The organism is Providencia sp. 2024EL-00732, from assembly GCF_044006275.1.
Taxonomy (GTDB): Bacteria; Pseudomonadota; Gammaproteobacteria; order Enterobacterales; family Enterobacteriaceae; genus Providencia; species Providencia huashanensis.
The window spans coordinates 772,721-787,289 of sequence record NZ_JBIPDG010000001.1 but is presented as its reverse complement, the minus strand read 5'-3'; the positions used below and the strand labels follow the sequence as shown (position 1 = coordinate 787,289).

Sequence of the window (14,569 nt, the reverse complement as noted above, 5' to 3'; positions counted from 1 at the left end):
ATTCTCTTTTTTATAAAAATCAACTCATTTCCTTTTCATTACAGTACAATAAGCTCGACTAAGTCTCATAAATGAAATTCAATTTGTGGCATTATACTGCTCGGTTATTTGCTTACCTGCAAGCAGATGATTCTAAAATCAATTATTCTGTATATGTACCTAAGGAGATAGTAATGGCAGCCACTCGCATTGAAAAAGACTCAATGGGACCTATTGAAGTACCTGCTGACCACTTGTGGGGCGCGCAAACGCAGCGTTCTTTAGAACATTTCCGTATATCTGTAGAAAAAATGCCTGTCGCGTTAATCCACGCACTCGCTATCACAAAAAAAGCCGCCGCTAGTGTAAATATGGATCTAGGATTATTAGCCAAAGAGCGTGGCGATGCAATCATTGCTGCTGCTGATGAAGTATTAGCTGGCAAACACCCTACAGAGTTCCCACTGGCTATATGGCAAACGGGTTCTGGTACGCAAAGTAACATGAACATGAATGAGGTATTAGCTAACCGTGGTAGCGAAATCCTCGGTGGGCAGCGTGGTAATGATCGCCTTATTCACCCAAATGACGATGTTAATAAAAGCCAAAGTTCAAATGATGTTTTCCCAACAGCCATGCATGTCGCTGCGGTGGTTGCTATTCGCGAACATCTACTACCAGAACTAAAAGTTTTACACAAAACTTTAGATGCAAAAGCAAAAGAATTCAAAGATATCGTCAAAATTGGTCGTACCCACTTACAAGATGCAACCCCATTGACGTTAGGCCAAGAAATTTCTGGCTGGGCTGCAATGTTAGCACACAATGAAAAACATATTGAGAATTCAATACCTCATGTTTGTGAACTTGCTCTGGGTGGTACTGCTGTCGGTACAGGGTTGAATACTCATCCTGAATACGCAGTTCGTGTTGCTAAAAAAATTGCCGAATTAACGGGTCAGCCATTTATCACTGCACCTAATAAATTTGAAGCTTTGGCAACGTGTGACAGCTTAGTTCATGCTCATGGTGCACTGAAAGGCTTAGCGGCTTCATTAATGAAAATTGCGAATGATGTTAGGTGGTTAGCATCAGGTCCTCGTTGTGGCATTGGTGAAATTGCGATACCAGAGAACGAACCAGGCAGTTCAATCATGCCAGGGAAAGTTAACCCTACACAGTGTGAAGCATTAACAATGCTATGTGCGCAAGTGATGGGAAATGATGTTGCAGTTAATATTGGTGGCGCATCAGGCAATTTCGAGCTTAACGTTTTTCGCCCAATGGTAATTGATAACTTCTTACAATCTGTCCGTTTATTAGCTGATGGTATGCGTAGTTTCAATGAACATTGTGCTATTGGTATTGAACCAAATCGTGAGCGCATTGAAAAATTACTGCATGAATCATTGATGTTAGTAACCGCTTTAAATACCCATATTGGTTATGATAAAGCCGCTGAAATTGCTAAGAAAGCTCATAAAGAAGGGTTAACACTAAAACAATCAGCATTGAAATTAAACTATCTGACAGAAGAACAATTTGATGAATGGGTTCGCCCAGAAGACATGGTTGGAAGCATGAAGTCATAAACTTTATGGCTTGCTAAAATATCATGTAATAAACTGAGGAAACACCCATATTGGTAACAATTGGGTGTTTTTTAACGTTCTATATATAAATTTAAACGTGGGATTAATAATTCTACTGGTTTAGCTTTTGGCCGGTTACGTAGTGGGATATTATCTACATGGTAATCGTGTAATTCACCAACTTTTATTTCGGCAACTGTTTTCTCTAGGGCAAAAACAAATAAGGGGGTAGAGCAAGCAAATTGGGTTTGTTTTTGTTGAGAACTATCCCAGACTCGCGCTATCGGCTGAACTTTTACAGGGCGTTGAGTTTTTAAAATCGCATCATGGGGTAACGAGTAGATCAATTGAATATCGCTTTCTATTTGTAATTGCCAATGTTCTTTAGGGATATGTAAAGGGCAGCGACCACTTTCTAAACTTGCTTGTAAACGGCTTAATACGGTTTCTTTGGTCACTTTATTGATGATTTTTTTATTGGCCCATCCAAAATTAATGGTATCAATATCGACTAGTGAGGTGAGGGTGCGATAGGTATTTAATGTTAATAACCCATGAAGGCTTTCTCTAATAAATTCAAAACGTTGAGTTTCATTTATTTGTGTGACGATTGTTTTTATCTGTACTTTCAATTCATTAATCTTTGATATTAATGCATTAAATTCCCGATATGTTTTTAATTCAGTTTGGATACAGATAACACCAGGTAGACGGATAGCCGATTTATTGCTAATTTCTTCAGATTTATTATGGATAAACAGTAGGTTAATTAACTTAATTGTTGCTTCAATAGCACTATGACTAGTTAATTTTTGAACCGGAATATGGCTAATCTCGTTATTTTCTTCACCTTTGATTATATTAGGTAAAATAAACGTACTTGCTATAAATGGGACGAGTTGAGCTTGTTCTAACAATAAATGACTAAGTTGTTTTATTTCAATCTCTAAGTTATTGAAAGTGTCGATAAGTTTTTGTCTAGGGTTCATTTTTAGTTACAACATTCTATTTGTGATAAATAAAATGTAGCATTAACAATCATTATTAGCAATTTTTTAACCAGACTACGGGGGATTTTAGCGAAACTTAACGTTAGCGGGCAGGGGAACTGGTAGCTTTTTCTCTTCATTGGTACTTCAGGATGAGTTTTCCCCCCTGTACCGATAGCAGTACCATCGATATCTTTTCGATATAAGGCTTTGGAATACGCCATTATCCTCGAATAAAATTCAGTAAATTATATATTAAATTGAAAGTGTTAATGTCTTAATTATGGAAATATTAAACATTATAAATGATGTAATACTCACTCAATTTTAAAAGGTAAGGTATGCTGACTATCCCACCGCTGATCCAACCGTTTGTTGACCTTTTTCAAAAAAATACAACTACACAAGCTAATTACCAATATCTTGGTACCATTCAACATATTCAAGATGCTTTACCCGAAGGGGCAACACCAAGTCATCTTCGTTGTGCTTTACAAGGGGAAGGCGTTTTATCTAGTTACAGTACTAATAATGAGAATAATTATTTATGTTCTGTGAATGCGCAAACCTGTGTGGTCGCAACGCTATACAATAAAAATAATCAGACTGGAGCCGTTATTCATTTTGACCATAATATAATAAGTTTGATAGACCAAGCAGTTACAGCAACTTTATTACAAATAGCTCCTCAGAATAATAGCGATGTTGTATCAACGCTTACGGGAGGAATTTGGCTTATGGGTGGGGATAACATTGGTGAGCCGGTAAAAAAGGTATTAAGCAATCATGGAGTAAATTCATCTTGGGAACAATGGGCGATTTCATCGTGTATACCACATAATTATGGGGTTGTATTGAACTTACAAGATGGAAGTATTAACGCTTTTGAACAACCAATTCACTCAGTTATGCAATTTATTAATCCGTTATTAGCAGAAGCTGAGCATGCTAATAATTTTAATAGTTATTTGAGACCAGAAGTACGTCGAGCCAAAGACTTTATGGAACGTTTTCGATTACCCGCAATAAGTGAAAGAGAAAGTGGATTAACATTTACTGAAGGTACAAGGAGTAGCAAGGTAACGGTGGATGATGTCAATAAATACCATTTCAATATACATAACATATAGTATTGAAATGGTTTTAGATATAAATATACAGTTTAGCCTATTACTCAATTTTTGTTATATGAAAAACATTAATCCAATGATAAATCAATAACTTGATAGAATGCCTTTGACGTATCGTCTATCGTCCAAACAGCAAGAACAACCTGATATCCTGTTTGTTCTTGAGGCAACACACAGTTGTGTTTGACTGTGTTATCGGGGGTTTCTATACGGTGAAATTCGCAAAAAGGGGTTAATTCAAATTGAGCACGAGATAAGGGAATATTGGGCTCCCAATCGGGTTTAGTCATAAAATATTCCCATTTGGTCGTTTTATGTTTTGCAGTTAAATACCATTCAAATTCTACATTACGGGTCTTCAGGGGAACAGTCTTCCATCGCTCAGCTGTTTGTACATCGAGCGGTGAAAACTGAGAAAGGCCAGCGCTAGCAATTTCACCATCAGCAGGGCCTTGTTGTGGGAAACCTTTTGGACCTTCTAGTGACTGAGGTTCATATTGAATTTGACCACAATTGGTATTTACTTCTTTGCGGCACAAATACGAACGGCTTTCTGGAGACTTTACATATCCGTGGGGGTAGGCCAAAAAACTGCAGAAAAAAAGGATAGGTACAAGTAGTAATTGTTGTTTCATAGAATTTCCTCGTCATTAATAGAATAACTATCATCACTAACAACGAGGAGGATCGAAATTTCAACCTTTATTAAATACTAAGATAATTAATCATAACATCCTAATTTCAAACGATAGGCGATGATAATACCGATAAGTAATATTCCAGCAATAAATAAAGCAACACCGTTCCATCCAAAATAAGTCCAAAATACTCCACCTAAGGTGCCTGCAATACTTGAACCGGCATAATAACTAAAAAGATACATCGATGATGCTTGACCGCGAGCACGTTTCGCTCTTCGCCCAACCCAACTGCTTGCAACTGAATGTGCTGCAAAAAAGCCCGCCGTTAATACCGTCATACCAGATAGGATCACCCAAATATTTGGGTGTAATGTTAATAATATACCCACTAACATCATACAAATTGCAGAGATTAGTACACTACCTAAACCATATTTTTGTGTGAGACTACCAGTTTTAGTTGCGCTATATGTTCCCGTTAAATAAATGACAGAAAGAAGGCCTACAGTGGATTGTGAGAAATAGTAGGGGGCGTCAAGCAAGCGGTAACCAATATAGTTGTACATTGTCACAAAACCCCCCATCAGTACAAAGCCTTCTACAAAGAGCCAAGGCAAACCTCGGTCCCTAAAGTGTAGGTGTAAGTTTACCCATAAATTTTTAGGTTTTAATGAGCTTGCACGGAAATGTTGAGATGGAGGTAATAACCGCCAAAAGCCAATTGCAGCGATCAACGCTAATGCCCCTAAAAGAACAACAGCGACCCGCCATGAATAATAATCTGAAATTACCCCAGTCATTAACCGCCCACTCATACCGCCAATAGAGTTACCGCTAATGTATAACCCCATGGAAAGCGCAACATAACTCGGGTGAATTTCTTCACTTAAATAAGTCATTGCAACGGCTGCGACTCCGCTAAGTGATAGCCCAACCAATGCTCTAGCTATCAAAATACCATTCCAGCTTTGCATTACAGAGCTTAATAAAGTGAATAGCGCAGCACACATCAGTGCAATGACCATGACGTTTTTTCTACCAATGGCATCTGAAATTGGCCCTGTAATTAATAGACCTAGAGCCATTAAACCTGTACTGAGTGATAGCGACAAACTCGCGGTTGCAGGAGAAACATTAAAATCCTCAGACAACATTGGTAAGATAGGTTGAACAAAATATAACAGCGCGAATGTAGCGAACCCAACGGTAAAGAAAGATAAAGTGACACGTAAATATAGAGCATCATCTCTTTGAATATAATGCTTTTTAGGTTCGGTATGGGCAGGGGCGTCCGTTTTTTTCCCTTTGGCTGGTTGCTCAGAAGTCAGACTATTTGATGAATGTTCCATATGTATTCCTTGTCATACCAACTGGTTTGATTTCGATCAAAGAATAGAAATTTTTCAGTTTTTTGTCTAATATATTAATTATACACAATAATACTTTAAAGATATCAAATGAACTATGAGCATAGAACTTCGACACCTTAGATACTTTATTGCTGTCGCCGAGGAACTACACTTTGGCCGAGCAGCAGAGCGGTTGCATATGTCACAACCACCTTTAAGCCAACAAATACAAATACTTGAAGAAAAAATCCATGCGAAATTATTAGAAAGAAATAATCGTAACGTCGCATTAACACCTGCGGGAACGATGTTCTTGAAAGAAGCCTATCAAATTTTGGCTCAGGTTAATGCTGCGGCGACTAAAGCAGCGCGAATGGAAAAAGGCGAACTTGGTGAATTATCTATTGGGTTTACTTCCACCACACCCTTTATGCATAAGGTTACAATGAGTTTACGTCAGTATCGGGAGTCTTATCCTGAAGTTTCTATTCATATGCATCAGATGAATACTAAGCAGCAGATAGCTCCTTTAATTACTGGCCGTATCGATTTCGGTATTATGCGAAATACAGGGTTACCAGAGCAATTAGATTACAAATTATTATTCAAAGAACCTTTTATGGTGGCGGTTTATGAAGGACACCCATTGCTCGAATATGCTGATGTCGGCATTGATATAGAACAACTTGCTAATTACCCATTAGTTTTTTTCGAGCGCGATGTCGGGACTGCATTATACGATGAGATAAACCAGCTATTGACTTCTGCTGGTGTCGTACCAAAAATTTCTCAAGAAGCAGGTGAGGCAATGACTATTTTAGGCCTCGTCTCCGCAGGGATGGGGATTTCAATTATTACTGAGTCGTTTACACGTATGAAAGTTGATGGTGTGAAATATATAAAACTCGCTAATATTAATGCTTCATCTGAGGTTTGGTTAGTTTACAATACGCGTAGAACCTTACCTGCTGCGGCTAAAAAGTTAACCAACCTGTTAATGTCTAATATTGTTGGTGAATAAGTGTGATTAACATCACACTTATGCTGTATGCGAAATCATTAATATGCAGATTAAGGCATAATAACTAATTGCTTTATAAAGGATTTCAATTATTGCCATGGTGAATCAAACAGGTCATATTGACCAGATAAAACAATTAAATACGGGGATCGTATATCGAATAATTGATCAACATGGTCCTATTTCGCGTATTGCATTATCCAAACAATCACAACTTGCCCCAGCCAGTATCACTAAAATCACGCGTGAACTCATGGATGCTCATATAATAAAAGAGTTAGAGTTTCCTGTTCTCGGGTTGCGTGGTCGCCCAGCAGTAGGCTTAGTCGTTGAAAGTGAAGGGTGGCAGTTTTTAGCAATCCGCATACAAGACAAGAAAATCACTATTTCACTAAAGGAAATTAACGCTACAACATTAGCTCAAACAGAATATCCTTTTAAACCTATTAATAATGAACAATTTATAAATAAATTATCTGAATTAATTAGTCATTTTTTTGCTAGCCACCAGAGTATATTAGAAAGAGTTACAGCAATAAGCATTCTGTCTGATGGCGTCTTAGATCCTTATACCGGCGTTATCCATCACCATGCTCACTTTAATATTAACCAATTAGCTATTGGCGAATACTTAACTGAACATACAGGGCTACCTATTTATTTACATCCATCAGTGGATGCTTTGGCATTAAAAGATTATTTTTCCCATTTGGCAAAACGAAAAGCAAAAAACATTATTTATCTTCAACTACAAGATGTTGTCAATATTACAGTTCTAAACCATGGTATAACGTTAGATGCTAATACTCAGCGCCCCAATTTATTTGCTCATACCCAGTATAAAAAAACGCAAAACATCCCCTGTTATTGTGGAGGTGTTGGTTGCTTAGAAACACACACATCCCTACCTGCAATATTGCAACAAGCAAATAACTTACTCTGTAATTATTCAGACTCTTACTTGCAACATAATATTATTTCTATTGATAGCATTTGTAGCGGCGTAAAATTAGGCGATACTCTTTGCATTCAACTTATCGACAATATTGCGCAGTTATTGGCAAAACCATTAGCTTTAATGGTCAATGTACTCGGAACCGAATTAATCTTAATCAATTCGCCTATTAATCAAATCTCAGAATTATTTTTTGATAAACTTCATCACTACATCGACCAGCAGTCAATTCCTCTTTACTCATCAAAAATAACAATAGAAAAATCCACGTTAAGTGTTAGTGATAGTGAATCATCATTAATACAACGTGCTTTATATGATGGTTCGCTATTGATGCAGTTATTACAAGGTTAAATTAATTCGATAATCTTTACATTATCCCACACAAAATTGAGCTAACGCAAACTTATCACTTTCCCATTCCAATAAACTGAATCCATATCATTTTTGCAGCTTATTGCTGTGTAAGTCTGTCACTTCAGGATAGAAAAAGACCATGATCAATCTATTTATTACCGGGACAGATACAGATGTCGGGAAGACAGTATCGACGCTTGCCATATTGCAGGCACTAAATGGCCAAGGAATTAAAGCCGTCGGATATAAACCCATCGCGGATCAATGCATTGATACGCCAGAGGGGATAAGAAACAAAGATGCATTATTAATCCAAAGTGTATCTAAAGACCGTGTTTCCTATGATGAAGTCAATCCAGTGCGGATCAGCGATAATTATAGTCACGAAAACAGTATTGATTTCAATCAAATCAAACAAGGCTTAGAGCATTTACACAGCCAATGTGACATGGTTGTCATTGAAGGTAATGGAGGATGGCGATATCTTCTTGATGATAATACGTTTTATGCAGATTGGCTAAAAGGGCAACCAGTAGGTGTTATTCTTGTTGTAGGTATTCAACATGGCTGTGTTAACCATGCCTTGTTAACTGCGGAAGCGATTAGAGCTGACGGACTACCTTTGGTTGGTTGGATGGCAAATCGCATTAACCCTGGGCTCGCACATTACGCTCAAATCATTGAAAGATTACAACACCACATTAAGGCCCCACTAATTGGTGAGATACCCTATTTATTGCGCCCTGAAGAGAAAGAACTTGGGCATTATCTAGATGTGGAAAAACTTCAACAATTTATTGCTATACCCGCCTAACTCGCAAAATAAATCAAGGGCGCGTAAAAAATATCGCGCCCTTGATTTTAGCCATTAGAAATCAATCAATGACGTGTATAAATAATTTTATACGAATCATTTTGGCAGTGCCCAACAACTTGCCCTTTAGATGAATCGACCTCATCATTAGGGACTGCGACTAAACTAAAATTGTCAGCAGGTACACCGTTATTGATGATTTTCTGCTTGATCTCTTCAATTACGCTTTCACATGAAGCTTGTGCAAAAACCGGTGCTAGCGTTAATACTAATAATGGAACTAATAATTTCTTTTGCATTATACCTCCTTGGTAATCAATCCATAAAACAGCAAGCTAGAAATTATGGATTGATTGGACGGCCTGTACTGACATCAAGACAGCGCTTGGTGCTAGGTTCCCAATAAGCATTCAGATTAAGGCTTTTTTCACATTTATCTTTTGCATCAAAAGCGGCATCTATCTTATCAAATTCTTTTTCAGTACGAGTATTGACTTTATTACGTAGCATACGGGTATTATCCCATTGCTCTTTTTCCTGACGCGCTTGCTCTTTGTTAAGGGAATCATCACCTTTACCAACAGAAACACATGTGCTTCCGGCGGTACAGGATGTGGTTGCTTGTGCTGCCAAAGAGGATGTTACCCAAAATAAAGGGAGACAAAAACAAAACGCAGTTAAGCCAGTTTTCAAAGTTTTATGTGGGCTCATGTAAAAATTCCTTACTTGAGTAGGGGCAATAACCAAAGTATAGCCAAAAGTATATGATTGCGTCAGTATAGAATAGTACTAAAAATCAAAGTTGTTTATGTACGGTTAAACCTGCAAAGGTTTGGCATACTGGCATCAATTCAAGTGTATTCACATTCATATGAGCAGGTAATGTTGCCACCCAATAAACCGTTTCAGCGATATCTTCAGGCGTCAAGGCTTCTGCACCTTGGTACGTATTAGCGGCTTTATCATCATCACCTTTAAAACGAATATTGGAAAACTCTGTTCCACCCACTAAGCCTGGTTCTATATCAGTAACCCGGATCTTTTTGCCTTGAAGGTCAGCACGTAGACCTAAAGAAAATTGTTTTACGAAGGCTTTAGTTGCGCCGTATACATTACCGCCTTTATAAGGCCAGCTCGCAGCCGTTGAACCGATGTTAATGATATGACCATGATTATTCGCGACCATACCTTGTAGTACCTCATAAGTCATATTAACTAAACCTTTAGTATTGGTATTAATCATAATTTCCCAATCATCAGGGTTAGCATCAAAAGCAGGTTCTAAACCGAGCGCTAAACCAGCATTGTTAACTAGTACATCAATATTTTTGAGATGAGCAGGCAAACTTGCAACAGCTGATTGAATTGCTTTTCTATCTTGGACATCCAAAGTTAATGGATAAAATTTTTCACCTAGTTCCTGATGTAGCGCTTCTAAACGTTCTGTTCTACGGCCTGTTCCAATAACGGTATAATTATGTTGAATAAATTTGCGAGCTATAGACTCACCAAAGCCCGATGAAGCACCTGTTACTAATATAATCATGAGAACCTCAAATTGTTATTGTTGTGTCAGCATGTAGCGATTTTAACGCTTTCTAATGTGAACTACAAAAGCTGTTATAATCCTAGGATATGTTTATCCTTAGGGTAACTTAATGTGTAACTAAATGGGATCTGAATCTCTTCATTCGGTTTTAGCTCAACATTCCAAGTTATTTTCCCTGTTTTTTTGTTGATCACAGCGTCTTTATTATCTACATCTGACACTTTTATATCACTGTCTTCACTAATAGGCAGTTGGTCATAAATAGTTAATTTAACAGGGTTTGGATGTATGTTTTTAGCTTTGATGAGATAACTCTCTTTTTGCTCTACCGTTGAACCAATGAAGCTTGGTTTTTTCTTCATTTTTTCATTGTTTTCACGTGAAATCTGAATATTTTTATCGATACCAAAAGGAACTTGTAAAGTATCAGTCAGTCGATTTGCATCGATTTTAACGTTTCCAATATACGTATTTCCATAGTAAATATTGGCATTTCCGTTCAATAAGTTTAGAGCTTGCCAATTTTCAATATTTGCTTGTAAGAAGACATCCTCTGCAAGTTTTGGTGTTGCGGTGTACTCATACTTAGCCGCAATATCTTCTTGTTTAATCGTCAATGAACTTGGCTTGGATGTACTTTTCAGTGTGAAAGGAAGGGTGATTTGATAGTTTAGGCTAATACCGTTATTTGCGGTGGTCACAAAATCAGCAATACCTGACCCAACCTTTTTTTTGCTAGCAGTCATACTTTCTTCATACATAGCAACAGGTGCAGCTGGCATTGGTTTCATACGGACTTGACGTTCCAACTGTTTATTTTCATCATAAATTGACAGACGCCAAGGCTGTAAATCAAAAGGGGTGATATTCTTTGATGGATTAATGGTCGATAAGGTTAGGTCAATATTTTCCCAATCAATACCTGTATTTTGAATGACATCCGCTTTATAAGTTAAAACTATAGGTGATTCTGTGTTCTGACTGCGTATATCATAGCTAGGTGACCAAGCGGCATCCTGTGTTAAATAAGAAAGCTGTAGTTTTGCTGTTGTGGCTTCAGGTGCGTCTATCGACATAACAACCTGTGTTTGTTTGCCAAGGGAAGCCGGCATATTTTGGTCAATTTGAGCTTGTAGCAGTGCTGATTTTTCTTCAAGCTCATCGATAGTGAGTTGGTATTTTTGTTGTTCTTGTAAAATTTTCGTCATTTGCTGACGTATAAAGTCTAGCTTTTGGGATGATTGCTCTAAAGATTGAGCATTATTTTCCCCAAAAAAGCGTTGGTCTTTCAATAAGCTTAATTGTTCTTCTCCGACTTTAATCGCAATAATAGCATCTTCTATTTGCTGCATTAATTGCTTTTGTTGAGTTTGAAGTGCCTTGATATTTTCGGGATAAACAACTTCAGTAGGGACAGTTTGAATATTAACAGAACGAATTATTACATTTTTATCATTTAGGTTAACTGATAACGTACGTGGGTCAACGTTATGGGCTATATTCGTTAAAATTACCTTATTTTGCCCCTTATTAAGTGACAGCGTCACATCATTATCTAATTCAGCCCCGTGTAGAAATACAGTGGCATGATTTAATTTAACTGGTTGATTTAAATTGTTTTTAGCTTCAGCAAATGCATATTGAGACGTAAAAAGTGCCGTCAATATCAAACTACTTGCCAGTCGAGTAGATACGGTCATATGTGAACTCCAATAATGATAAAGTTATTACACACGAAATTATGTAACCATCCTATTTAACTGATCTTTTCAGCGATAGCAGATAAAACCGAAAAGTTGATTATAAAAATTAAGTTATTAAACCTAAAAATATCCATAAACAGAAAATAGCTAAAGGAAAATAAAAAAGATTAAGGTAAATATTGAAAGATGTTTTTTACTTTTGTGGAAAAATAATACATCAAATTTTTTAAATTGAGAATAGGTGTATTTTATGAATATAGCCCCGACTAGCTCCACATTTTATTACAAAGCTGATCACAATGATGCTACTACAGTTATAAAGACGCTAAATAATGAATTATTAAAAATTGAAAAGGAGCTTTACAATCAATACGAGCCTAGCCCCGAAAGAAAAAATGAACTGAACAGTAAGGCATTTGAAAATATCAATATAATAGAAGATATCTTAAAGAATAAGGAAGAGATAAATATCACATCAATCAAAAGGTTACAAGAATTAAACGTTATGTATGGTATGGCAGCAATGAAAAGTGGAGATACGGAGTGGGAGAGCTTTGGGTTATCCAAAGAGGTTTTTGAAAATAATGAGAAATTCTTTAACTCTACAGATTGTTTACTTAGTACCAGTGAACAATTAAAACAAAAGATAGATATAGAAAAAAGACTTACGTACTGGAATACCTGTCAATATAATTTTGCTTATAACATTGTTTATGAAGGAATGTCTGCACCAAGTGATCTAACACAGAATGATTTTCATCATCATTTTGAACAATGTAGCCGAAGTAATATTTCTAACGATATTGCAATCGCAGCAGCAAATGCAAAGTGTGCAGAAAATTTATGTAAATCCTCATTAACTGAGCAACAGAAATCATCTGATATATTAATGAATACAACATTAAGACTCAATAAGTTCTATCATGATTATATAAATACGCCTTCCGCTGATTTAAATGATGACATAAGGTCTGATGCATTTTTTTTAGTCAAAAATTTGTCAGTTTACTTACCTTTTGAAATAAAAGAAAAATTTGGTATTAATTAAATAATATTAAGGAAGAAGAAATGCTCAGTTCTAGGCTTTATTCAGTAAAGGATACCAGTAGTCAATATGGTATTAATCTTGAAGAAAATACCAAATATTCATCATTAAAACATATTCTAGAAAACATAAAAAACATATCAAATAACAATGTAGAAATGAGTACTAGTGGGCCATCAGGGCATTCAATAATCTATACAAATGGTGAGATAAAGCAACCTGCAGCAAATGGTCATTTAATACTTAATCCAAATGGGATTGACCTACGAGTTATCCCTGGGAAAATTAAAAACGTTAATTATAAAAAAATTAGTGATAATAGATATAAAGCTAATTTAATGTCTCATGATGGAAATAAAGTATTGTCATTAAGTTTTTATTCAAAAGAAGATTTAAACATAAATCCAAGTGAAATCGTCTCTCAAAAATCAACAATGAAAACAATAAATAAAAGTAATGATATTGAAAACTTATGGAGAAACATGGCTGATGTACACCATTTTTATCCAATGCTACAACAACTTGGAATAAGCAAACTTGAAGCATTCCAAAAAGTACCAAATGACTTGGCAAGAAAAGTAAGTACAGAAAGTTTATTGACAACTTTAAATAAGATACATAACGACAATAAAAAAATGATGATTTTTGTGGGTAATGATTCTGCAATCCAGATCTATACAGGCCCAATAGATAAAATTACTGAAATAATGAATGGCAAAAAAATAGTCATCCACGGTACAACTGAAGAAGGAGGGAAATCAGTAATAAGAATAGCAAAAGATGAGGTTGGGGAAGCTTGGGTTGTTAATAAAAACTCTCGTGATGGGTTTATTACAAGCCTAGAGTTATTTAATAAAAATGAAGAGCATATAGCCCAATTTTATGGAGTTAGGAGAGAAGGGCAAAAGCAAGATGAATACTGGGGGGATTTAATGAGGAAATTACCGAATCACTAGCTCATTGATCATTATTAATAGAATTATAAAATAGAAAAATGGTGGATAATCAAATGATAAATAACATTTTTGATATTAAAACATTTTCATCACATCAAGGTACAGATGCAGAATCTGCGCTCTCGGAGCACGAACCAAACATACACCAAAAAATTAACCATATCAGCAATCTCCCACTTGAGCTAAAACAAAATATTGCATTTAGGCTTGATGCTTCAAGTTATGAAAACTTTCGCAATGCATCAAAGGAAATGACAGATGATTTACCGTCTTTTCGTTATATGCTTGCGAGTTTAAAAAATAACAACTGTACTGGCCAATTAAGAGAAGATTATAAATCAGTGCTCTATGGTAACCTTAATCAGCGCTATGACGAACAATTAGATGGTATATGGACCGGGTAGTGATAATGTTAGCAATAGAAGGCTAAACGTCAAAACCTCAAACTAAGATTGAAATATCCTATTTTAAGCATGTAGTATTAGAAGA

General features: G+C 36.3%; 15 protein-coding genes. 8 read left to right on the top strand and 7 right to left on the bottom strand.

All coding sequences use genetic code 11. From position 1 onward, the window contains the following. Positions 1–173 precede the first annotated feature (173 nt). Positions 174–1,571: a class II fumarate hydratase gene (gene fumC / locus ACHB7C_RS03645; RefSeq protein ID WP_042843706.1), complete on the top strand. Its 1,398-nt coding sequence runs from the start codon at positions 174–176 to the stop codon at positions 1,569–1,571. Between the two features lie 71 nt (positions 1,572–1,642). Here fumC and tus read toward each other — a convergent pair whose 3' ends face one another. Then, positions 1,643–2,560, bottom strand: a complete 918-nt coding sequence (gene tus, locus ACHB7C_RS03640; protein WP_042843708.1) for a DNA replication terminus site-binding protein — start codon at positions 2,558–2,560, stop codon at positions 1,643–1,645. Positions 2,561–2,901: 341 nt separating this feature from the next. Here tus and ACHB7C_RS03635 point away from each other — a divergent pair, with 341 nt between their 5' ends. After that, positions 2,902–3,690: a hypothetical protein gene (locus ACHB7C_RS03635; RefSeq protein ID WP_129465941.1), complete on the top strand. Its 789-nt coding sequence runs from the start codon at positions 2,902–2,904 to the stop codon at positions 3,688–3,690. Positions 3,691–3,758: 68 nt separating this feature from the next. Here ACHB7C_RS03635 and ACHB7C_RS03630 read toward each other — a convergent pair whose 3' ends face one another. Continuing rightward, the gene (locus ACHB7C_RS03630) at positions 3,759–4,325 is read right to left on the bottom strand and encodes a lytic polysaccharide monooxygenase (protein ID WP_048607228.1); all 567 of its coding nucleotides are present in this window, start codon (positions 4,323–4,325) and stop codon (positions 3,759–3,761) included. A gap of 86 nt (positions 4,326–4,411) precedes the next feature. Next, complete coding sequence (locus tag ACHB7C_RS03625; protein WP_129465940.1) at positions 4,412–5,680, bottom strand: MFS transporter; 1,269 nt, start codon at positions 5,678–5,680, stop codon at positions 4,412–4,414. 115 nt (positions 5,681–5,795) lie between these two features. Between ACHB7C_RS03625 and ACHB7C_RS03620 the strand changes: the two genes are divergently transcribed. From ACHB7C_RS03620 to bioD, 3 genes are all read left to right on the top strand, one after another. After that, positions 5,796–6,701: a LysR family transcriptional regulator gene (locus ACHB7C_RS03620; RefSeq protein ID WP_042843713.1), complete on the top strand. Its 906-nt coding sequence runs from the start codon at positions 5,796–5,798 to the stop codon at positions 6,699–6,701. Between the two features lie 97 nt (positions 6,702–6,798). Further along, positions 6,799–8,010 (top strand): ROK family protein, encoded by a 1,212-nt coding sequence (locus ACHB7C_RS03615; RefSeq protein WP_181468495.1) that lies wholly within the window; start codon positions 6,799–6,801, stop codon positions 8,008–8,010. Between the two features lie 142 nt (positions 8,011–8,152). Beyond that, positions 8,153–8,827, top strand: a complete 675-nt coding sequence (gene bioD, locus ACHB7C_RS03610; protein WP_166685981.1) for a dethiobiotin synthase — start codon at positions 8,153–8,155, stop codon at positions 8,825–8,827. Positions 8,828–8,892: 65 nt separating this feature from the next. On the opposite strand, the gene ACHB7C_RS03605 is transcribed toward bioD, so the two are convergent. From ACHB7C_RS03605 to ACHB7C_RS03590, 4 genes are all read right to left on the bottom strand, one after another. Further along, the gene (locus ACHB7C_RS03605) at positions 8,893–9,126 is read right to left on the bottom strand and encodes a DUF1161 domain-containing protein (RefSeq protein ID WP_042843716.1); all 234 of its coding nucleotides are present in this window, start codon (positions 9,124–9,126) and stop codon (positions 8,893–8,895) included. Positions 9,127–9,169: 43 nt separating this feature from the next. After that, positions 9,170–9,538, bottom strand: coding sequence for a DUF1283 family protein (locus tag ACHB7C_RS03600; protein ID WP_042843717.1), 369 nt, complete (start codon positions 9,536–9,538; stop codon positions 9,170–9,172). Between the two features lie 85 nt (positions 9,539–9,623). Beyond that, positions 9,624–10,373, bottom strand: coding sequence for a bifunctional NADP-dependent 3-hydroxy acid dehydrogenase/3-hydroxypropionate dehydrogenase YdfG (gene ydfG / locus ACHB7C_RS03595; RefSeq protein ID WP_042843718.1), 750 nt, complete (start codon positions 10,371–10,373; stop codon positions 9,624–9,626). 74 nt (positions 10,374–10,447) lie between these two features. Next, positions 10,448–12,076 (bottom strand): DUF4139 domain-containing protein, encoded by a 1,629-nt coding sequence (locus tag ACHB7C_RS03590; RefSeq protein ID WP_272677965.1) that lies wholly within the window; start codon positions 12,074–12,076, stop codon positions 10,448–10,450. Between the two features lie 253 nt (positions 12,077–12,329). Here ACHB7C_RS03590 and ACHB7C_RS03585 point away from each other — a divergent pair, with 253 nt between their 5' ends. The 3 genes from ACHB7C_RS03585 to ACHB7C_RS03575 are packed head-to-tail and all read left to right on the top strand — an operon-like array spanning position 12,330 to position 14,484. Next, on the top strand, positions 12,330–13,127 hold the full coding sequence (locus ACHB7C_RS03585; protein WP_166685978.1) for a hypothetical protein: 798 nt from the start codon (positions 12,330–12,332) through the stop codon (positions 13,125–13,127). 20 nt (positions 13,128–13,147) lie between these two features. Next, on the top strand, positions 13,148–14,080 hold the full coding sequence (locus tag ACHB7C_RS03580) for a ChuX/HutX family heme-like substrate-binding protein (RefSeq protein WP_395346416.1): 933 nt from the start codon (positions 13,148–13,150) through the stop codon (positions 14,078–14,080). Between the two features lie 53 nt (positions 14,081–14,133). Then, the gene (locus ACHB7C_RS03575) at positions 14,134–14,484 is read left to right on the top strand and encodes a hypothetical protein (protein WP_198860642.1); all 351 of its coding nucleotides are present in this window, start codon (positions 14,134–14,136) and stop codon (positions 14,482–14,484) included. The last annotated feature ends 85 nt before the right edge of the window (positions 14,485–14,569 follow it).